General features: G+C 64.6%; 23 protein-coding genes. 13 read left to right on the top strand and 10 right to left on the bottom strand.

Annotation, left to right across the window (positions count from 1 at the left end):
• The first annotated feature begins 62 nt into the window (after window positions 1–62).
• On the top strand, window positions 63–707 hold the full coding sequence (locus BKG76_RS06135) for a TetR/AcrR family transcriptional regulator (RefSeq protein WP_070936662.1): 645 nt from the start codon (window positions 63–65) through the stop codon (window positions 705–707).
• On the opposite strand, the gene BKG76_RS06140 is transcribed toward BKG76_RS06135, so the two are convergent.
• Window positions 664–1,011: a hypothetical protein gene (locus BKG76_RS06140; protein WP_070936911.1), complete on the bottom strand. Its 348-nt coding sequence runs from the start codon at window positions 1,009–1,011 to the stop codon at window positions 664–666. The genes BKG76_RS06135 and BKG76_RS06140 overlap by 44 nt on opposite strands.
• A 213-nt stretch (window positions 1,012–1,224) precedes the next feature.
• On the opposite strand from BKG76_RS06140, the gene BKG76_RS06145 reads away from it, so the two are divergent.
• From BKG76_RS06145 to phoU, 4 genes are all read left to right on the top strand, one after another.
• Window positions 1,225–2,232, top strand: a complete 1,008-nt coding sequence (locus BKG76_RS06145) for an acyl-ACP desaturase (protein WP_070936663.1) — start codon at window positions 1,225–1,227, stop codon at window positions 2,230–2,232.
• A 13-nt stretch (window positions 2,233–2,245) separates the two neighbouring features.
• Window positions 2,246–3,418 (top strand): tRNA dihydrouridine synthase DusB, encoded by a 1,173-nt coding sequence (gene dusB, locus BKG76_RS06150; RefSeq protein WP_083337922.1) that lies wholly within the window; start codon window positions 2,246–2,248, stop codon window positions 3,416–3,418.
• Window positions 3,419–3,565: 147 nt separating this feature from the next.
• Window positions 3,566–5,863 (top strand): LCP family protein, encoded by a 2,298-nt coding sequence (locus BKG76_RS06155; RefSeq protein WP_070936664.1) that lies wholly within the window; start codon window positions 3,566–3,568, stop codon window positions 5,861–5,863.
• Between the two features lie 112 nt (window positions 5,864–5,975).
• Window positions 5,976–6,653: a phosphate signaling complex protein PhoU gene (gene phoU, locus BKG76_RS06160; RefSeq protein WP_070936665.1), complete on the top strand. Its 678-nt coding sequence runs from the start codon at window positions 5,976–5,978 to the stop codon at window positions 6,651–6,653.
• Window positions 6,654–6,657: 4 nt separating this feature from the next.
• On the opposite strand, the gene BKG76_RS06165 is transcribed toward phoU, so the two are convergent.
• The 7 genes from BKG76_RS06165 to BKG76_RS06195 form a co-directional block, all read right to left on the bottom strand.
• Window positions 6,658–7,584 carry an NADP-dependent oxidoreductase gene (locus BKG76_RS06165; protein ID WP_070936666.1) on the bottom strand — a complete coding sequence of 309 codons (927 nt, stop codon included), beginning with the start codon at window positions 7,582–7,584 and terminating at the stop codon, window positions 6,658–6,660.
• Between the two features lie 54 nt (window positions 7,585–7,638).
• Window positions 7,639–8,415 (bottom strand): phosphate ABC transporter ATP-binding protein PstB, encoded by a 777-nt coding sequence (gene pstB, locus BKG76_RS06170; RefSeq protein ID WP_070936667.1) that lies wholly within the window; start codon window positions 8,413–8,415, stop codon window positions 7,639–7,641.
• A gap of 10 nt (window positions 8,416–8,425) precedes the next feature.
• The gene (gene pstA, locus BKG76_RS06175; RefSeq protein ID WP_070936668.1) at window positions 8,426–9,334 is read right to left on the bottom strand and encodes a phosphate ABC transporter permease PstA; all 909 of its coding nucleotides are present in this window, start codon (window positions 9,332–9,334) and stop codon (window positions 8,426–8,428) included.
• A complete protein-coding gene (pstC, locus tag BKG76_RS06180; RefSeq protein ID WP_070936669.1) occupies window positions 9,331–10,395 on the bottom strand; it encodes a phosphate ABC transporter permease subunit PstC in 1,065 nt (354 codons plus the stop codon). The genes pstA and pstC overlap by 4 nt, the downstream gene beginning before the upstream one ends.
• A gap of 77 nt (window positions 10,396–10,472) precedes the next feature.
• The gene (pstS, locus tag BKG76_RS06185) at window positions 10,473–11,612 is read right to left on the bottom strand and encodes a phosphate ABC transporter substrate-binding protein PstS (protein ID WP_070936670.1); all 1,140 of its coding nucleotides are present in this window, start codon (window positions 11,610–11,612) and stop codon (window positions 10,473–10,475) included.
• 167 nt (window positions 11,613–11,779) lie between these two features.
• Window positions 11,780–12,670, bottom strand: a complete 891-nt coding sequence (gene mshD, locus BKG76_RS06190; RefSeq protein ID WP_070936671.1) for a mycothiol synthase — start codon at window positions 12,668–12,670, stop codon at window positions 11,780–11,782.
• Window positions 12,671–12,691: 21 nt separating this feature from the next.
• On the bottom strand, window positions 12,692–13,477 hold the full coding sequence (locus BKG76_RS06195) for a winged helix-turn-helix transcriptional regulator (protein WP_407937644.1): 786 nt from the start codon (window positions 13,475–13,477) through the stop codon (window positions 12,692–12,694).
• On the opposite strand from BKG76_RS06195, the gene BKG76_RS25515 reads away from it, so the two are divergent.
• The 7 genes from BKG76_RS25515 (at window position 13,412) to BKG76_RS06220 (ending at window position 16,761) form a co-directional block, all read left to right on the top strand.
• Complete coding sequence (locus BKG76_RS25515; protein ID WP_407937637.1) at window positions 13,412–13,549, top strand: hypothetical protein; 138 nt, start codon at window positions 13,412–13,414, stop codon at window positions 13,547–13,549. The genes BKG76_RS06195 and BKG76_RS25515 overlap by 66 nt on opposite strands.
• Before the next feature lie 110 nt (window positions 13,550–13,659).
• Complete coding sequence (gene lmeA / locus BKG76_RS06200) at window positions 13,660–14,463, top strand: mannan chain length control protein LmeA (protein ID WP_083337923.1); 804 nt, start codon at window positions 13,660–13,662, stop codon at window positions 14,461–14,463.
• A gap of 44 nt (window positions 14,464–14,507) precedes the next feature.
• Window positions 14,508–14,927, top strand: coding sequence for a thioredoxin family protein (locus BKG76_RS06205; RefSeq protein WP_078282687.1), 420 nt, complete (start codon window positions 14,508–14,510; stop codon window positions 14,925–14,927).
• Between the two features lie 10 nt (window positions 14,928–14,937).
• Entirely contained in the window at window positions 14,938–15,024 is an 87-nt protein-coding gene (locus BKG76_RS25520; protein ID WP_353615267.1) for an Ms5788A family Cys-rich leader peptide, read from the top strand.
• Between the two features lie 69 nt (window positions 15,025–15,093).
• Window positions 15,094–15,567, top strand: a complete 474-nt coding sequence (locus tag BKG76_RS06210) for a DUF4395 domain-containing protein (protein ID WP_070936673.1) — start codon at window positions 15,094–15,096, stop codon at window positions 15,565–15,567.
• Between the two features lie 52 nt (window positions 15,568–15,619).
• Window positions 15,620–16,453 (top strand): sulfurtransferase, encoded by an 834-nt coding sequence (locus BKG76_RS06215; RefSeq protein WP_070936674.1) that lies wholly within the window; start codon window positions 15,620–15,622, stop codon window positions 16,451–16,453.
• 2 nt (window positions 16,454–16,455) lie between these two features.
• Window positions 16,456–16,761, top strand: a complete 306-nt coding sequence (locus BKG76_RS06220) for a DUF1416 domain-containing protein (RefSeq protein ID WP_070936675.1) — start codon at window positions 16,456–16,458, stop codon at window positions 16,759–16,761.
• 75 nt (window positions 16,762–16,836) lie between these two features.
• Here BKG76_RS06220 and BKG76_RS06225 read toward each other — a convergent pair whose 3' ends face one another.
• Entirely contained in the window at window positions 16,837–17,640 is an 804-nt protein-coding gene (locus BKG76_RS06225; RefSeq protein WP_070936915.1) for a helix-turn-helix domain-containing protein, read from the bottom strand.
• A gap of 92 nt (window positions 17,641–17,732) precedes the next feature.
• Here BKG76_RS06225 and BKG76_RS06230 point away from each other — a divergent pair, with 92 nt between their 5' ends.
• Window positions 17,733–18,110 (top strand): VOC family protein, encoded by a 378-nt coding sequence (locus tag BKG76_RS06230; protein ID WP_070936676.1) that lies wholly within the window; start codon window positions 17,733–17,735, stop codon window positions 18,108–18,110.
• Between the two features lie 48 nt (window positions 18,111–18,158).
• Here BKG76_RS06230 and BKG76_RS06235 read toward each other — a convergent pair whose 3' ends face one another.
• Window positions 18,159–18,728, bottom strand: a complete 570-nt coding sequence (locus BKG76_RS06235) for a hypothetical protein (RefSeq protein ID WP_070936677.1) — start codon at window positions 18,726–18,728, stop codon at window positions 18,159–18,161.
• Window positions 18,729–18,762: the final 34 nt, after the last annotated feature.

Genomic DNA, 18,762 nt, shown 5'->3' on the forward strand with positions numbered 1-18,762 from the left:
GTTGCAGTTCGACGTATAGTGACAATCGCGGTTGTCAACTTTGATATCAGATTAGGAGGCCCGTGCCGAACGGTCAAGCGCAGCGACGTAGCTGGGCAGGTGTCTCACCTGCCGAGCGGGCTGATGAGCGGCGCCGCGAACTCATGGCCGCCGGCGTGCGGCTGCTCGGACTCAGCCCCCGCCCTGCTGTCACCGTCCGCGCCGTCTGCCGTTCAGCGGGCATGACCGAGCGGTACTTCTACGAGAACTTCTCCGACCGCGACGCCTTTGTCCGGGCGGTCTACGACCACGTGGGTTTCCGCGCGATCGAGGCGCTCAGCGGTGCGCGGTCCGCGCATGAGGGCGTCGACGCTTTCGTCCGGCTCATGGTGGACGAACCCACCATGGGGCGCGTCCTGCTGATAGCACCGACCTTTGAGCCGACGCTTTCCGAGTCCGGATATGACTGGCTGCCGCGATTCGTGGCGCTGCTCCAGGGAAAGCTCAGCACTAATCTCACCGACGAGATGCAGCAACAGCTGGTCGCCACCAGCCTGGTGGGCGCGCTGACAAGCCTTTTCCGGGGATACCTCAACGAAGAGCTGAAAGTGGACCGACAGCGATTCGTGGACTACTGCGTGCAGATCCTGCTACAGGGCGTTAACTCGACGGCTGGCGCGACGACTACGTCGAGGCCGACTTCGCCTTCTCCTCAGCAGCCTTCTTAGCCGCCGCGACCTCTGCCTTGTAGCAGCGCAAGGTCACGTGGACCATCTTGCCGCGATCGTCCTGGCCCTTCTTGACGGTGAAGGCTTCCTGATGCGCGACAAGGCAATTGTCCAGGCCAACTTGGTCACCCGAACGCCCGGCAACCACCACGGTGTAGCCCTCACCCTTGAGCGTCGAGGAGGCATCGCTGTAGAACTGCCCAGTGGTGTCGGTGGGACCGCCCGCATGAGCCAGGCCGGCCATCGCCAGTGAGAAACCCACACCCGCAACCGCGACAATGGTCGCGTTCACTACCGACTTCACCGGATACACCTCCACCTTGGCTTGCCAGGAAGCATACTGCGGGTGTAGCGGCCTCGCAGCTCCAGCGAGAAAAGCATCAACCCGCACGTCGGAAGGCACGCGGAAGGGTGGATGTGTGTCGCGGCCCGTCCACTTGTATGCAACCGCCGTTTACAGATATATTGACTGCAACTTCCAGATACAGATAACTCTGTCGAACCGAGGACCGCATCCATGTCGCAGAAGGAATTCACCGACCTTGAGCTCCTACATGAGCTTGAGCCTGTGGTCGAGGAGAATGTCCATCGCCACCTCGGCGTCACCAAGGACTGGAACCCGCACGACTACGTCCCGTGGTCCGAGGGCAAGAACTACAAGGCCCTGGGTGGCCAGGACTGGGATCCGGAGCAGTCCAAGCTCTCCGAGGTCGCCAAGGTCGCGATGATCACCAACCTGTTGACCGAGGACAACCTGCCCTCGTATCACCGTGAGATCGCGATGAACTTCACCATGGACGGACCGTGGGGTACCTGGGTCAACCGTTGGACCGCGGAAGAAAACCGCCACGGCATCGCCATCCGCGACTACCTGGTGGTGACCCGCTCGGTCGATCCGATCGAATTGGAGAAGCTACGCGTGGAGCAGATGACCCGCGGCTTCTCCCCCGGCCAGAACCGGCAGGGCGGCGAGGAACTGTTCGCCGAGAGCCTGTTCGACTCGGTGGTGTACGTGACGTTCCAGGAGCTGGCCACCCGCGTCTCGCACCGCAACACCGGCAAGGCCTGCGCCGAGCCCATCGCCGATGAGCTGCTCAAGCGCATCTCCACCGACGAGAACCTGCACATGATCTTCTACCGCAACATGGTTTCGGCCGGCCTGGAGATCGCCCCCAACCAGGCCATGAAGTCCATTCACCGCGTGCTCGACAACTTCAAGATGCCCGGCTACACGATCCCTGGATTCCGCCGCAACGCCGTCACCATCGCCACCGGTGGCGTGTACGACCCGCAGTCGCACCTCGACGAAGTGGTGCTGCCGGTGCTGCGCAAGTGGCGCATCTTCGATCGCGACGACATCACCGGCGAAGCCGAGTGGTATCGCGAGGACCTGGACCGCATCGTCGGCGATCTGAAGAAGACCTCGTCCGACTTCGAAGAAGTCAAGGCCAAGTACCTGGAGCGCCAAGCCAAGCGCGCCGAGCGCAACGCCGCCAAGGCTGCCCGGGAAGCGGTCAGCGTCTAATCGAAATGACACCATGACTGCATCCGTCGATCTGCCGGAGGCCCGGTCCGCATTGCGGATCGGGTCTTTGGCATTACCAAGCCCTGTCGTGTTGGCGCCCATGGCCGGCGTCACCAACATCGCGTTCCGCACGCTGTGCCGAGAGCTGGAGTTGGCAACCTCCGGCACCGTCAGCGGTCTCTATGTCTGCGAGATGGTGACCGCCCGCGCACTCGCCGAACGGCACCCCACCACCCTGCACATGACGGCCTTCTCCCCCGAGGAGTCTCCGCGGTCCCTGCAGCTGTATTCGGTCGACCCGGAAACGACGTATCGGGCCGCCAAGATGGTGGTCGACGAGAACCTCGCCGACCACATCGACATGAACTTCGGCTGCCCGGTCCCGAAGGTCACCCGCAACGGCGGAGGCGCCGCACTTCCCTATAAGCGACGGCTGTTCGGTCAGATCGTCAACGCTGCCGTGCGCGCCACCGAAGGCACCGAAATCCCGGTGACGGTGAAATTCCGCGTGGGCATCGACGACGACCATCACACCCACCTGGACGCCGGCGCCATCGCCGAGGCCGAAGGGGCCGCGGCCGTCGCATTGCATGCCCGCACCGCCTCACAGCGCTACTCGGGCACCGCCGACTGGAGCCAGATCGCCGCGCTCAAGAATCACGTCACCACCATCCCCGTACTTGGGAACGGCGACATTTTCGATGCCACCGACGCGGTGGCCATGATGGAACAGACCGGCTGCAACGGCGTCGTCATTGGCCGCGGATGTCTTGGACGTCCGTGGCTCTTCGCCGAATTGAGTGCCGTTTTCAACGGTCAGACGATTCCGGAGCCGCCGAATCTCGGTCAGGTAACGGACATCATGCGCCGCCACGCGGAGTTGCTCGTCGATCATTTTGGCGAAGACAAGGCGTTGCGCGATATGCGCAAGCACATCGCCTGGTATCTGCACGGCTTCCCCGCCGGCGGCGATGTCCGGCGGGCACTGGCACTCGTGCGTACCCGCGCCGAGCTGGACACCCTGCTCAAACAGCTCGATCAGACCGCGCCCTTCCCCGACGGCGGAAACGGGCCCCGAGGGCGTCAGGGGTCACCCGCGAAGGTGTCGCTGCCCGATGGCTGGCTCAATGACCCCGACGATTGCACGGTTCCCTCGGCTGCCGATGTCATGCACTCTGGTGGGTGATGTGGGGTCACATCTAGGTCACCGAGCATGGTGATCTGCGGCAATGCTCAGTAGCATGTGACGACGACCGTGCCCCGAGCGCGGCGTTATCTGCTGCCGGTGTGCCGTGTACTTGCAACTGTCCAGACGTTTTAAGCGAGGTTGAACATGGGTGATGGCCCAGACGCCACTCCTGCCCAACCACGCGCGTACGGCTCGGCCCCATGGGAACGCACGATCGAACCCGTTGGCAGTCATCCTGACATTGACGTGGCGCCGGAACCATCCAACACACCGTGGACACCACCACCTGCCCTGAATCACTCGCTGCCCGATCCCACCGACGACGAGTGGACCCGGCGGTTGCAGACCGAACAATCGCTGCGAGAGCCGGAGCGCGCGGCCGCCGAGGTTCCGGTACCCCGGCCCGCCAGGCCGGCGTCCAACGGATCGGCTCCCAGGCCCCCGGAGCCGCTGGTTCCGTCCGCGCACGAGACGGGATCACACTCGCTGTCGGTCGCCGATCTCCTGGCCCGTGAGGGCGCCAGCGGTGGCCGACGGTCACGTCGACACTCGCACACCCAGGAATCCGACGACTACGCAGAGGAGCCTGCTCCAGCGTCGTTCATCGACGAAAGCCACACAGACGTCCTGCCCCAGGTGCAGGAACACGCACCCGATCTTGATCAACACTCCCAGGAGCAGGCCTCCGGGGATCGTGACGAATACGTCGACTACCCGGACGACGCTCCCCTCTATGACAAGGCCGCCGCGCGTCGCGTTCGGGCATCCAACCTGGACGACGACATCGACACTCGCGCCATCCCGATCCGGGTGGGCAATCCCGAAGCCAGGGTCCGGGAGGAAGAAACCAAACGCTCGCGGCGACCTATCTACTTCGGGCGTTCCATCGCCGCGGTCGTCGCGGTGTGCTCCCTCACCCTGACCGGTGGCGCGTGGCAGTGGAGCAACGCCAAGAACAGCAGGCTCAATCACGTCGAGGCGCTCGACCCCAACTCCCGCGACATCCGCGATCCCAACGGTCAGTACGGCGACGAAAACTTCCTCATCATCGGCGTCGATACCCGCGCCGGGGCCAACAGCGCCATGGGCGCCGGTGACACTTCCGATGCCGAAGGCACGCGCTCGGACACCATCATGTTGGTCAACATCCCGGCCAACCGTAAGCGGGTCGCGGTGGTGTCGTTCCCCCGCGATCTGGCGATCCAGCCGACGCTCTGTGACGTGTGGAACGAGGACTCCAAGGCCTACGGACCCGACAAGGCTTACACCGAAACAAAACTCAACTCAGCATTCGCCTTCGGCGGCCCCAAGTGTCTGGTCAAGGTGATCCAGAAGATCTCCGGGTTGAACATCAACCGCTTCCTCGGTGTGGACTTCGCCGGGTTCTCCAAAATAGTCGACGCGCTTGGCGGGGTCGAGGTCTGCTCGCCTACCCCGATCGAGGACTACGAGCTCGGCACCGTGCTGGAAAATGCTGGGCGCCAAACGATTAGCGGCCACACCGCGCTGCAGTACGTGCGCGCGCGCCAGGTCACCACCGAGTACAACGGCGACTACGGACGCATCAAGCGGCAGCAGTTGTTCCTGTCATCGCTGCTGCGTTCGATGATCTCGCACAACACCTTCTTCTCGCTGAGCAAGCTCAACAATGTGGTGAACACCTTCATCGACGACTCCTACGTCGACAACATCAGGACGAAAGACCTTGTGGACCTTGGCCAGTCGCTCCAGGACGTCAAGGCCGGCCGAATCACCTTCCTGACTGTGCCCACCGATGGCACCGACTCCGAAGGCAACGAAACGCCGCGCACCACGGATATCCGAAAGATCTTCGACGCCATCATCAATGATGATCCGCTGCCCGGCGAGCTGCAGCCCGATGGCACCCGCGTTCCGATGCCCGGCACCACCACCCAGGACACCACCCTGGCATCCAGCGAGCACGGATCGGCTCGCGAACTCGGCGAAACATCCACTGCCACACCCACTCCCGAGAACACCCCGGCCACGCCCAGCGAGCAGGTCGACCTGGTGACCACCGAGCCCAGCGAGATCAACGTGCACGTGTCCAACAGCACGGGCCAGACCGGCCTGGCGGCGTCGGCGGCCAGCCAGCTGACCCGATACGGATTCGGCATCACCACCACCGACGATTACCCGTCGGCCTTGCCCGCCACCACGGTCTTCTTCTCACCGGGTCACGAGCAGCAGGCCGCGACGGTTGCCGCCTCGTTCGGCAACGCCCGGCTCCAGCGGATCAATGGCGCTCAAACCACGGTGCGGGTTGTCCTCGGGAGCGACTACACCTCCACCGCAAACCTGCAGGCGCCGCCCGCCGCCGGGTCGACCGTCCCACTGCAGCTGTCGTCTGGCTCGATGGCCCCCGCCGAGCTTCCGATGGACCTGACCGTCGTCAACGCCGGCGACACTAGCTGCGGATAGTCCAGCTATTTAGACACTGCTCGCAGTTTCGTACACGGAACCTGTAGTGGCATTCACTCGCCGTTCACACCAGGTCCATGACTCGACGACGACGGGTCCGTAGTCTTGATCCATGCGTACCGCGTTTCAGGAGCAGCTGTCCTCATTGTCGGCACAGCTGGGGGAGATGTGTGGGTTGGCCGGAGCCGCCATGGAGCGGGCCACTCGCGCATTGCTACAGGCCGATCTGGTTCTCGCCGAACAGGTGATTTCCGACCACGAGCAGATCACCGCGATGAGTGCCGCGGCCGAGGAAAGCGCCTTCGCCATCTTGGCCTTGCAGGCCCCGGTGGCCGGCGATCTGCGTGAGGTCGTCAGCAGCATCCAGATCGTCGCGGACGTAGACCGGATGGGTGCCCTGGCCCTGCACGTCGCCAAGATCGCGCGCCGTCGCCACCCACAGCACGCCCTACCCGAAGAGGTCAACGGATACTTCGCCGAGATGGGCCGTGTCGCAGTTGATTTGGGCAACAGCGCACAAGAGGTGCTGTTGACCCGCGACCCGGAGAAGGCCGCCCGCATCAACGAAGAAGACGATGCCATGGACGACCTGCACCGCCACCTGTTCACGGTGCTGATGGACCGGGAATGGAAGCACGGAGTGGCCGCCGCCGTTGACGTGACCCTACTGGGCCGCTTCTACGAGCGGTTCGCTGATCACGCGGTGGAGGTAGCCCGCCGGGTCATCTTCCAGGTGACCGGAACCCTGCCCCCGGAGGGGCAAGGCCACGACCACCTCACCACGATCTAGCGCATTACGGCACCAGCACGATTTTCCCGCGGGTGTGCTGACGTTCCAGCAGCTCGTACGCATCACGCACGTCAGCGAGCGGGAATGTCTGCGCGACAGTGACTTCCAGCTTTCCCGCGACAATCAACGCGGCCAGCTCGGCGAGCACCTGTGTCGAGGCGCCTTCGGCGTTTCCCACACTTTGCACGCCGAATCGATCGATTGCCGCGAAGTCGATGATGGTGTCGATTCGCCCTAGATCCACCCCGAGCTCATTGAGTGCCAGCTCCACGTAACCGCCGCCGAAGAGATCGAGGAAGGCGTCGACCCGTCCCTGAGGCGCTGCTGCCCTGATGCGGTCGGCCAGTCCGTCGCCGTAGTTGACCGGGATGACACCGTGCCCGGTGAGCCACTCGTCGTTGTCCGGCCCCGCGATGCCGATCACGGTCGCCCCCGCAGCCTTGGCGAGCTGTACCGCGATGGTGCCCACTCCCCCGGCCGCGCCCGAGACGACAACCACGTCGCCGGGAGCCACATCGACCGAGCCGACCGCGGCGTATGCCGTGGTGCCCGCGACAAACAGACTGCCCGCCACCTCCCACGACAAACTCTCGGGCTTGATGACCAGCTGACCGACCGGGACGACCACGAACTCCGCGTGACTGGCCCGGTCATCGGTATAGCCGAACACCTCGTCGCCCACGGCGAATTCCACGGTCCCGGGGCCGGTCTCGACAACCACACCCGCCAGGTCGCTACCTTCTCCGGACGGGAAGGCCGCCGGGAATCTGTCATGCAGCATCCCGGTGCGGATTTTCGCCTCTCCGGGGTTGATCCCCGCGGCCCGCACCTGAACCAATACCTGGTCATCGGCCGGTACCGGCCTTGGCACATCCCTGACTTCGAGAACGTCTATATCGCCGTAGCGATCGAACTGCACTGCCTTTGTCATGCACGTGTCAACCGGGTTGACTCCGGCACTATTCCGTCGATCTGACGGGCTGGATCAGCCGAAGCGGCCCGAGATGTAGTCCTCGGTGGCCTTCTGGGTGGGGTTGGAGAAGATCTTCTCGGTGTCGTCGATCTCCACCAGCATGCCCGGCTTGCCGGCGGCCTCCAGGTTGAAGAACGCGGTCTGATCGCTCACGCGCGCGGCCTGCTGCATGTTGTGCGTGACGATGACGATGGTGAACTCCTGCTTGAGCTCGGAGATCAGATCCTCGATCGCCAATGTCGAGATGGGGTCCAGGGCCGAGCACGGCTCGTCCATCAGCAGCACATCCGGCTGCACGGCAATGGCTCTGGCGATGCACAGACGCTGCTGCTGACCACCGGACAGCCCACCACCTGGGCGGTCAAGACGGTCCTTGACCTCGTTCCACAGGTTGGCGCCCTGCAGGGAGCGCTCGGCGACCTCGTCGAGGGTCTTCTTGCTGCGCACACCCTGCAGCCGTAGACCGGCCACCACGTTGTCGCGAATCGACATGGTGGGGAATGGGTTTGGACGCTGGAACACCATGCCGATGGTCTTACGCACCGATACCGGGTCCACTCCGGCACCGTAGATATCGGCACCGTCGAGCAGCACCGAACCTTCGACGCGGGCGCCCGCGGTCACCTCGTGCATCCGGTTGAGGGTGCGCAGCACGGTGGACTTACCGCAACCGGACGGGCCGATGAAGGCCGTCACACTGCGAGGCGGAACCGACAGCGCGACATCCTGAACGGCGTGGAACTTGCCGTAGAAGATGTTGACGTCCTTGAGATCGAGGCGCTTGGCCATGACTACCTTCCTAGACCTTTTTCGGCGCGAAGAAACGCGAAATGAGCTTGGCGATTACGTTGAGAACCGCGACCAACAAGATGAGGGTGAGGGCGGCGCCCCACAGCCGGGATTCGGCAAGCCCCACTACCGAACCACTGCGCTGATCGAGCATCATGCCGGGCAGCGAGGCCATCTCTCCGCCGAACATGTCGTAGTTGATCAGCTTGCTGTAGCCGACGAGCACCAGCAGCGGCGCGGTCTCACCCATGACGCGGGCCAGTGCCAGCATCACACCGGTGACCACACCGGACAGCGCGGTCGGCAGCACGATGCGCGAGATGGTCTTCCATTTGGGCACGCCCAGGGCATAAGAGGCCTCACGCAGATCATTCGGAACGATCTTGAGCATTTCCTCCGAGGAACGCACCACCACCGGAATCATCAACAGCACCAGGGACAGGGATACCGCAAGACCTGACCGCGGCAGCCCCAGCGTCGCCACCCATAGGGCGTAGATGAACAGCGCCGCGACGATGGACGGCACACCCGTCAGGATGTCGACCATGAAGGTGGTGAGCTTGGCCAGCCGAGAGTTGGCACCGTATTCGACCAGATAAATCGACACGAAGATGCCGATGGGCACCGAGATGACGGCGCAGAACAGGCCTTGGAACAGGGTGCCGATGATGGCGTGATAGGCGCCACCACCCGCGATCCTGTTGGTCATCATGTTTTGCGATGTGAACCACCAGTCGGCGCTGAGGATGGCATCGAATCCGCGATCGAGCACGGTGTACAGCACCCACACCAGGGGAATCAGAGCGATGATCACCGCCGCCGAGACCAGCACGGTGGCAAGCGCATTGGTGAACTTGCGCCTGCCCGAGAGCGGATGGAACGCAGGCTCCTTCACGGGCCTGTCAAGAGTCGTGGTCATGCCCGGCCCTTTCCGCCGACGACGGCACGTGCCGCCGAGTTCACCAAGAACGTGAGCACGAACAGCACCAGCCCGGCCGCGATGTAGGCACCGGCCTCCAATTCGTTGTTGAATTCCGACGCATTGGACGCGATATGGGTCGCGAAGGTGCTGCCACTGTCGAACAGCGACCAGCCGAACGCCACCGACGTACCCGACAAAATCAACATCAGGGCGATGGTCTCGCCCAGCGCGCGGCCGAGACCCAGCATGGAACCACTGATGTACCCGGAGGTGCCGAACGGAATGATGGTGGTGCGCACCACTTCCCACTTGGTGGCGCCCAAGGCGAGCGCCGCCTCGATCTGCCCCTTGGGAGTTTGAATGAACACTTCTCGCGTGACCGCCGCGATGATCGGCAGGATCATCACCGCCAACACGATGCCACCGGTGAACAGGTTGCCGCCGCCCGCGATGTTCACGGGGCTATCGGCGAATAGTGGTATGAACCCGAGATTCCCGTTGAGCCACAGGGCAACCGGTGCGATCGCCGGCGCCAGCACATAAATGCCCCATAGGCCGTAGACGATGGAGGGCACCGCGGCCAACAGGTCGATGACGTAGGCCAGCGGCCCACGAACCCGTGCGGGCGCGTACTCGGTCAGGTAGATCGCGATCCCGAGGGCCACCGGCATGGCGAGCAGTAGCGCGAAGACCGAAACGAAGACGGTGACCGAGAACAGGTCGAGAACGCCGAAGTGCATGTGCGCCGTGTTGTCGGTGCGCCACGGACCGTTGTAGAGGAAGAAGTTCTCGTCGTCGTTGCTCAGCGCGGGGACGGCACGCAGGATCAGAAATATCGCCACCAGCCCGATCAGCGCGACAACGAATACGCCCGATCCCGTCGCGAGTCCGGAGAAGATGCGATCACCGGGACGGGTAACCGCCTTGGTGACCTTGGCGGGTGGCTGATGGTCGCCCTCATCGCTCATGGGTTGTGGCTTCTCCTCGAAGACCGATCCGTCAAGATCCGCCGGACGGGCTACCCCCACGGGATCGATCCCGCTGGTCTGGCTGCTCATTGAACTCGCTGTCTATGTGGTTGATGGTACGTCCCCACCCGGGTTGCCCGAGCTCGCCGGGTGGGGACCTACCGCTGCTAAGCGAGCGCCTTGATGGCCGTCTCGAGGCGGGACTTGAACTGCGTGGGCAGCGGGGCGTAGCCCACATCTGACAGACCCTTCTGTCCCTGGTTCACCGCGACCGTCAGGAACGACTTCACCGCGGCGGCGACGTCGGCGTCCTTGTAGCCCTTGGAGCAGACGATCTCGTAGGTGGCCAGCACGATCGGGTAGGCACCGGCGGTCTTGGTCCCGTAGATCGAGGCCAGGTCCAGTTTGAGGTCGTTACCCTCGCCCGCGAACTTGGCGGTCTCCACCGAGGCCGCGGCGGTCTCCGGGGTCAGCGCAACCGCGCCGGCACCGCTGTCGATCTGCGCGTACTCCATCTTGAGGTCGTCGGCGTAGCCCTTTTCCACGTAGGTGATGGCACCCGGCAGGGCCTTGACCTTCTCGGCCACACCCGAAGACTTCTCGGCGCTCTCACCGGCGCCACCTTCCCAGCTGCCGCTGCTGCCCTTGGTCCAGCTCTCCGGGGCGGCGGTGGTGAGGTACTTGCCGAAGTTCTCGCTGGTGCCCGACTTGTCCTTGCGGTACACCGGGGTGACCTTGGTGTCCGGCAGCGTCGCGCCCGGGTTGAGGGCGGCGATGGCCGGGTCGTTCCAGGTGGTGATGACGCCGGTGAAGATCTTGGCGGCGGTGTCCGCGTTCAGGACCAGCTTGTCGACACCGGGTACGTTGTACGCCAACGCAATTGGGCCGAAGACGACGGGCAGGTTCCACGCCTCGTTGCCACCGCAGCGCTCCTTGGCCTTGCCGGCCTCTTCCTCGGACAGCGCGGAGTCCGAACCACCAAGGTCGACCTGCCCGGCGATGAAGTTGTCGCGTCCCTTGCCCGACCCGGTGGGGTTGTAGTTGATCGACTTTCCGGGGCACGCGGTCGAGTACTCGTTGGCGAAGATGTCGAACGCGTTCTTCTGGGCCGACGAGCCCTCCGCGCTCAGCTTGGCCTTGCCCGCACAGTCGCCCGATGCGGAAGCCGAGCCGGAGGCGCTGGAGGAGGAACCTCCGGTGGTGTTGTCGGTACCGCAGGCGGCAAGGCTTGCGGACAGAGCGACCGCGGCGGCCGCCGCGAAGATCGTGGTGCCGGTGCTCTTAAGATTCACGGCCTTGAGGTTCACGGCTCTCGCTTTCTCGCATATGTGATGGAAGACGATGACGGGGATGGAATCTTCTACGCGCACCCCGGAAACTAAAGGCAGTCGATGGACGGGCACCCGCCCGCAGGTAAACGGAAAGTGAACTCACAGACTTGACGGTCTGGTTGTTATCGCAGGTAAACGCCCTGTCAGGCACGACCGTAGGCGGCGTCGGTCAGCGCCACCTGAAATCCCAGCCGCTGGTATGTCCGCAGCGCCGCTTCGTTGTCCGATTCGACGTACAGCAACACGGTGTCCAAGCCGAGGCCCGCCAGATGATGCAGTCCCACCAGCGTCAACAGCTGGCCCAATCCCCGGCCCTGCGCGGCGGGATCAACCCCGACGACGTACACCTCGCCTACCCCAGGCTTGTCGACATGCCTTTTGGTCCAATGGAATCCGAGAAGTTCCCCGGTGTGCGCGTCGCGCGCCAGGAACAGTCCGTCCGGGTCGAACCATCGCTCGTCGAACCGGCCGGCGAGGTCGTCCTGAGTCCAGCCTCCCTGCTCCGGATGCCAGGCGAACGCAGCGTTGTTGACGCGCAGTAGATCCGAATCATCCTGGGAGCCAAGGTAATGGCCGATGACAACGCTGGGGTCTTGAGAGAGCGCGGGCAGCTCGGCCAACGGGCGGCGCATCTGGTGCAGCCGCCGCAGCGCGACCAGCCCCAGCTTGGCGGCGACCGCCTGTGCGGCAGGCAGGTCACCGTGAGCCCAGATACGGGTGCGCTCGCCCCCTTCGAGGAAGGCTTGCCGAATCATCTCCGAACCGATCCCGCGGCGGCGGGCGACCGGTGTGACCACCAATTCGGCCATCGCCGTGGCATTCTCGTCGGGAGCCTCGTCGGGCAGCACCATATTGAGGTAGGCCGCCACATCATCGCCGTCCTCGGCAACCAGGTGCTTGGCGCCGGTGCCCCGCAGCGCGCGCAACACCTGCTCCCCCACGGGGGCAATACCGTCGACGCGGGTGGCTTCGACAACCAATTCGCGTATCTGTAGCTGGCGTTGACTATCGAGAAGCGGGACCCATTCGGTCATACCGTCACGCTAGTCGGAGATTTACCCCGCGATGGTCGTCCCCGGTTCGGAGGCGATGTCCTCGTCGGTACCGCTGTCATCCACGTCGTCGATATCGGGCTCCGCGGCACCGGGGCTTGCGGACGCGCCGGGGTCGCCCTTGGCGCGCGGCGGGCGCACCGCCTTGTAACCGACGTTGCGCACGGTGCCGATCAGCGACTCGTACTCGCCACCAAGCTTGGCGCGCAAGCGACGCACGTGGACGTCCACGGTGCGGGTGCCGCCGAAGAAGTCGTATCCCCACACCTCTTGAAGCAGCTGAGCCCGGGTGAAAACCCGGCCGGCGTGCTGCGCCAGATACTTCAGCAGCTCGAATTCCTTGTAGGTGAGATCAAGCGGGCGACCGCGCAACCGCGCGGTGTAGGTGCCCTCGTCGATGACCAACTCACCGAGAACGACCTTGCTGGCGTTCTCCACGTTGACCGCACCGGCACGACGGCCCACCAGTAGACGCAACCGGGCGTCGATCTCGGCGGGGCCCGTTCCGGGCAGCAGGATGTCATCCAGACCCCAGTCGACGTTGACCGCGACCAGGCTGCCCTCGTTCACGACGGCGACCACCGGGACCGAGGATCCGGCGGCTCCGAGTAGTCGGCATAGTCCGCGCGCGGACGCTAGATCGGTGCGCGCGTCGACGATGGCCACGTCGGCAGAGCCCGCCTCCAGCAGCGAGGACACCTCACTGGGCACCGGTCGCACGGTATGGGCGAGCAGCGACAGGGACGGCAGCACCGCATCGGGATTTGGGTCAGCGGTCAGCAGCAACAGGTCCAACGAGCCCTCCAACACCCGGGTGCTTCGGTCTCCAGGTGCTCCATAATGTACCGCGCCACCTGCTGATAAGCGCGGACGAGCCGTTCGCGTGACGACGGTGCGCGTTGGATGAGCCGCTTGAGCGCGGCCCGGCGGGGCCTGTCGGGAACGGTGGGCGTGCGGCGGTACGCCAGAATATGCAGATGCGCAAACCCCTGATCGTCACTATCGCGGCGGTATGTGCACTGGCGATCGTGGCCGCCGGTACCGACTTCGGATTTGCGATCTACGCCGAATATCGGCTGTCCCGGACGCTACGCGCCGAGGCGAACCTGAGCTCGGATCCGTCGGTGGCCATCCTGGTGTTTCCCTTCATCCCCCAGGCACTCGCACACCGATACAAGGAAGTAGAGATCAAGGCGCATGGCGTCGATCACGCCGAAACGGGGAAGGCAACACTGGAAGGCACATTGCACGGGATCGACATCTCCCAGGCCTCCTGGCTGATCCGCCCCGACTCCCCGTTGCGGGTGGACCGCGTGGAGAGCCGAATCATCATCGATTCCAACCACCTGGGCCGATTCATGGGAATCAACGACCTCGCCGTCGAACCGCCGCCGAAGGAGCAGAACGACGCCACCGGTGGTACCACCGAATCCGGCATCTCCACAGGAACGGGTCTGTTGTTCACCGGCACGCCCAAGACAGGTGAGTTCCAACACAAGGTGACCGTGTCGGTCGACGTGTCCGTCGGCGGACCGGACAAGACAGATCTGCAGTTCGTCGCTACATCCGTGGTCACGGGACCGGGAACGGCCGACCGCGACGTGCCCGAAGAGCAGCAGGCCGGTGTGTTCGCCGCGTTCACCAAGGTGGTCCCCCGACAGAAGCTTCCCTTCGCCATCGAACCAACAACGGTCGGCGCACGTGGATCAGATGTGATCATCGAAGGTATCGCCGAGGGAGTAACGATCTCCCTGGACGCGTTCAAGCAGTCATGAGGTCAGATCTGTCCGCTCTTCAGGCGAGCGGCTCGTCGCCACTGGTGACCGCGGTCATTGCGATTGCGGTCGCACTGCTGGCGTCGAGCCTCATCGCCGTGGCCATCAAGAGCAAGTCCGGCAAGCTGCGCGAAGGCCCCGGCGGAACAGATGAGGTCCAGGCCCCGCCCGGTATCGAACTCTCAGCGACCGGGCCGACGATCGTGCATTTCAGCGCGGTGTGGTGTGGTCCGTGTGCCTCGGTCCGCCGAGTCGTCGACCAGGTGACCGCTGACCAGCCGGGGGTCGCACATATAGAGGTCGACATCGACGCGAATCCCGACGCCGCACGGGCCCTCTCGGTGCTTTCGCTGCCGACAACCTTCATCTTCGATGCCACCGGACGGCAGGCGTATCGAGTCTCCGGAGTGCCCAAGGCCGCGGACCTGCGCACTGCGCTGCAGGGCATGACGCAGCCGGGGTAAACTCGTCGCCGTGCAAGCCCGCCTTGAGCCGATGCTCACGAAACGACGCGCCGTCGATCTGTGCCGCGTCGCGGGCTGCTGTTGTTGTTGCTGCTAATCGCGGCCACCTTCGAGTGTGCCGTAACAGGTGTAGCCATATCCGCCACCCTTAGGAGCACAACAACCCATGACCACTGCCAACACCACGCCTGTAATCAGTCAGGTTGACGTTCGCGGCCCCCGCTTCTCGGCGTGGGTCACCACCACCGTTCTCATCGTCACCCTTGCCGTGTCTGCCGTGTCACCGGCAACCGCTGCGGTAATCCTGGGACTCCAAGCGGTGGTGTTCGCGATTGGCGCGCTGCTGGGACCGCATCGCGCCCCGTACGGAACGATCTTCCGGACGCTGATCCAGCCGCGGCTGAGCCCGGTGACGGAACGCGAGCCCGTCCCGCCGCTTCAGTTCGCACAGCTGCTGGGCTTCAGCTTCGCCGCCGTCGGCACCGTCGGATTTGCTACCGGCCTCACGCTGCTTGGCGTTGTCGCCACCGCTCTCGCGCTCAGTGCCGCCTTCCTGAACGCCGCCTTCGGCATCTGCCTGGGCTGCCAGCTGTACCCCCTCATCACTCGTTTTCGCCGCACACAACCGTCGGCTCAATAACCCGACAAAACCACTCAGTACCCCGCAAGAAACACGGAAGGAAGTCCTCTTTATGGCACGCTCTGACGTACTGGTCTCCGCCCAATGGGCGCAAGACAACCTTTCCGCCCCCAACACGGTGTTCGTGGAGGTGGACGAGGACACCAGCGCGTACGACGTCGGCCACATCGAAGGCGCCGTCAGGCTGGACTGGAAGACTGATCTACAGGATGCGGTCAAGCGCGACTTCGTTGACCAGCAGCAGTTCTCGAAGCTGCTGTCCGACAAGGGCATCAGCAATGACGACACCGTGGTTCTGTACGGCGGCAACAACAACTGGTTCGCCGCGTACGCCTACTGGTACTTCAAGCTGTATGGGCACCAGGACGTGAAGTTGCTCGACGGCGGCCGCAAGAAGTGGGAGCTGGACGGCCGCGCGCTGTCCACCGACACCGTTTCTCGCCCCGCGACCTCCTACCAGGCCGCTGCCCCGGACAACACCATCCGCGCCTTCCGCGACGAGGTGATCGCCGCGATCGGTGCCAAGAACCTGGTGGATGTGCGTTCGCCCGACGAGTTCTCCGGCAAGATCCTGGCCCCCGCGCACCTGCCGCAGGAGCAGAGCCAGCGTCCCGGGCACGTCCCCGGCGCCATCAACGTCCCGTGGAGCAAGGCAGCCAACGAAGACGGCACCTTCAAGTCGGATGAAGAGCTGGCCAAGCTCTACGCCGACGCGGGGCTGGACGGTGAGAAGGAAACCATCGCGTACTGCCGTATCGGTGAGCGTTCCTCGCACACCTGGTTCGTGTTGCAGGAGCTCCTGGGACACCAGAACGTGACGAACTACGACGGCAGTTGGACCGAATACGGCTCTCTGGTGGGAGCCCCGATCGAGTTGGGAAGCTAGTTATGTGCAGTGCACCGAAGCAGGGCCTGGCCATTCCGGCGGGCGTCGACGTAGAGAAGGAAACCGTGATCACCGGCCGCGTGGTCGATGGCAACGGTCAGACAGTGGGCGGTGCCTTTGTGCGCCTGCTGGATTCCTCGGATGAGTTCACCGCCGAGGTGGTGGCGTCTGCGACCGGCGACTTCCGGTTCTTCGCCGCACCGGGCGATTGGACGCTGCGGGCGTTGTCCTCGGCCGGGAACGGCACCGCGACGGTGAGCCCCACCGGCGCCGGCATCCACGAGGTCGACATCAAGATCGAGGCCTAGCCTCACGCTCTCGTCGAGACCGCGACTGCGCACCTCCCACCCGGAGAACGACGTGTGCAGTTGCGGTCTTGTCGTCTAGCGGCCTTCGCGCCGCTCCTGGCGCAGCCGCACCGGAGGTGTTCCTGTCAGCTTGGTGTAGTCGCGGGTGAGATGGGCCTGGTCGTACCACCCCAGCCGGCTCGCCACCTCTGCGACGTCGAGATCGGTCTCGGAAAGCAGCTGATGGGCATCGATCACTCGCGCCCGCCGCAGCAGCCAGCGTGGCGATACTCCGAGGTGGCTGCGACACAATCGCTGCAGTGACCGCTGTGACAGCGCCACCCTCGCGGCGAGATCCGCCACCGATGCGATGCTCGGATCGGTACGTACCAGCCGTTCGACGCTGCGAGCACGGTGACCGTCGGCGGTCGGCCGCCGACCACCCATCATCTCTTGTGCCGCCCTCTCGATTGCCTCGGCACGAGCCAGCGCATCGCGCGCCTCCCACACCGCCGTCAGATCCCAGCCCGGCCAGGCCTGGTCCCAGGGAACCACTTGGCCCGTCCACGTGCTGGCCTCGGTGCCGGTCAGGTCGAAGATCGCTCCCGGCGTCAGATGTAAGCCGACCACCCAGCCGGGTGCCGGCAGATCGACGGCAAATCGCTCGGTCACCACCCCGTGCAGCAATCCGGCCGGAAGCCGATGTCCGTGCCGAATCTCGCCCGGCGGCCCGCCTTCGAGGGTGAGGTGCACTGTCGGATGGGCGATGACACCGGAGAAGTCCGCCGGTACGGGTTCGGCCCAGGAGAGCGACCAAATCCTTTCCACCCAATCACGCAGTGGTCCGCGGCCCGGCAGCACCACTCGGTCGATTCGCGGTAGCAGCCCTTCGGGACGCACTACCGCGCGCCACGGATCCGCACCCAGACCCTCTCGCGGTTCTGTCGGGTTGGTCCAAGACGGCACCGCCTCAGCTTAGGCAGGGTGAACACATGAGTACTGCTGTTACCGAACTGCTTGCGTTCACCATCGACTGCTCCGACGCCTCCACGCTGGCCCGTTTCTATGCCGAACTCACGGGCGGCACGGTCACGGGTGAATATCCCGAATACGGATACGCATCGGTGGCGATCGGCTCGCAGAACATCAATTTCCAAGGTGTGCAGAACTATTCGCCACCACAGTGGCCCAGCCAGGAGCACCCGCAGCAGTTTCACCTCGACTTCCGCGTGAACGACCTCCGTGCCGCCGTCGACCAAGCCACGGGTCTCGGCGCCACGGTTGCCTCCGAGCAGCCAGGCGGCGACTCCTACCGGGTGATGGTGGACCCGGACGGACATCCGTTCTGTCTGTGCCCACCCAAGGAGTAGGTCATCGGTCACCGACATCCGTTGGCCGCCACCGTCTCGATACGTGGATCAGTTCGCGGTGTCCGGTGCGGCCGCCGCGCTTCGGGACGGCTGCCTGGCCTCTAGGCCGGGCATCGGCCGATCGGGTGCGTTCCCGGTAGGAGACGGATCCTCCAGACCGATGGGCTGTCCGGTGGGGATGTTCTGGCGGCCGGTAGCGGCCGTCGCCCCCGGCGCGGTACCGCCGGCGGCTTCCGGTGCGGCGGTCTGTTGCATGGGTGACGACGGACGCGCCCCAAACACCTGACCGAGCGGACCAGCCTCATGTGGCTTGACTGTGACGTGTTTCAGCTGGACTCCCAGGCGATCGCCGGGCAGGCCGACATGGGCCGACTCCGGATCGGCGTTGGTCATGGCCCGAGTGCCTCCCGCGTCACGGACGCGGGGCGGCGGGGTCAACGACCAAATGGACTGCAACCCATAGACACCCGGGTAGTAGCCGATATAGCCGGGCGGCGAGTAGATCTGCCCGGTCGGGTCACCGGGAACCGAGGGGTCGGCAGCGGCGCTGGGCGCGCCGAGTAGGCCGACGACCATGAACGCCGCGATCACACCGACGTGGCGGATATGTGCTCTCATACTGTGGAGGTCCTTCGTATTGTATTGCGGTGCA

The sequence above is a fragment of the Mycobacteroides franklinii genome, from assembly GCF_001853795.1.
In the GTDB taxonomy this organism is placed as follows: Bacteria; Actinomycetota; Actinomycetes; order Mycobacteriales; family Mycobacteriaceae; genus Mycobacterium; species Mycobacterium franklinii.

Coding starts and splice junctions, on each gene's coding strand:
- lmeA (WP_083337923.1), top strand. CDS start 13,660: ATGCAGATGCGCAAACCCCTGATCGTCACTATCGCGGCGGTATGTGCA.
- pstB (WP_070936667.1), bottom strand. CDS start 8,415: ATGGCCAAGCGCCTCGATCTCAAGGACGTCAACATCTTCTACGGCAAG.
- BKG76_RS06210 (WP_070936673.1), top strand. CDS start 15,094: ATGACCACTGCCAACACCACGCCTGTAATCAGTCAGGTTGACGTTCGC.
- pstA (WP_070936668.1), bottom strand. CDS start 9,334: ATGACCACGACTCTTGACAGGCCCGTGAAGGAGCCTGCGTTCCATCCG.
- BKG76_RS06165 (WP_070936666.1), bottom strand. CDS start 7,584: ATGACAAAGGCAGTGCAGTTCGATCGCTACGGCGATATAGACGTTCTC.
- BKG76_RS06220 (WP_070936675.1), top strand. CDS start 16,456: ATGTGCAGTGCACCGAAGCAGGGCCTGGCCATTCCGGCGGGCGTCGAC.
- BKG76_RS06155 (WP_070936664.1), top strand. CDS start 3,566: ATGGGTGATGGCCCAGACGCCACTCCTGCCCAACCACGCGCGTACGGC.
- BKG76_RS06230 (WP_070936676.1), top strand. CDS start 17,733: ATGAGTACTGCTGTTACCGAACTGCTTGCGTTCACCATCGACTGCTCC.
- BKG76_RS06215 (WP_070936674.1), top strand. CDS start 15,620: ATGGCACGCTCTGACGTACTGGTCTCCGCCCAATGGGCGCAAGACAAC.
- BKG76_RS06145 (WP_070936663.1), top strand. CDS start 1,225: ATGTCGCAGAAGGAATTCACCGACCTTGAGCTCCTACATGAGCTTGAG.
- dusB (WP_083337922.1), top strand. CDS start 2,246: ATGACTGCATCCGTCGATCTGCCGGAGGCCCGGTCCGCATTGCGGATC.
- BKG76_RS25515 (WP_407937637.1), top strand. CDS start 13,412: ATGGGCGAGCAGCGACAGGGACGGCAGCACCGCATCGGGATTTGGGTC.
- mshD (WP_070936671.1), bottom strand. CDS start 12,670: ATGACCGAATGGGTCCCGCTTCTCGATAGTCAACGCCAGCTACAGATA.
- phoU (WP_070936665.1), top strand. CDS start 5,976: ATGCGTACCGCGTTTCAGGAGCAGCTGTCCTCATTGTCGGCACAGCTG.
- pstC (WP_070936669.1), bottom strand. CDS start 10,395: ATGAGCAGCCAGACCAGCGGGATCGATCCCGTGGGGGTAGCCCGTCCG.
- BKG76_RS06235 (WP_070936677.1), bottom strand. CDS start 18,728: ATGAGAGCACATATCCGCCACGTCGGTGTGATCGCGGCGTTCATGGTC.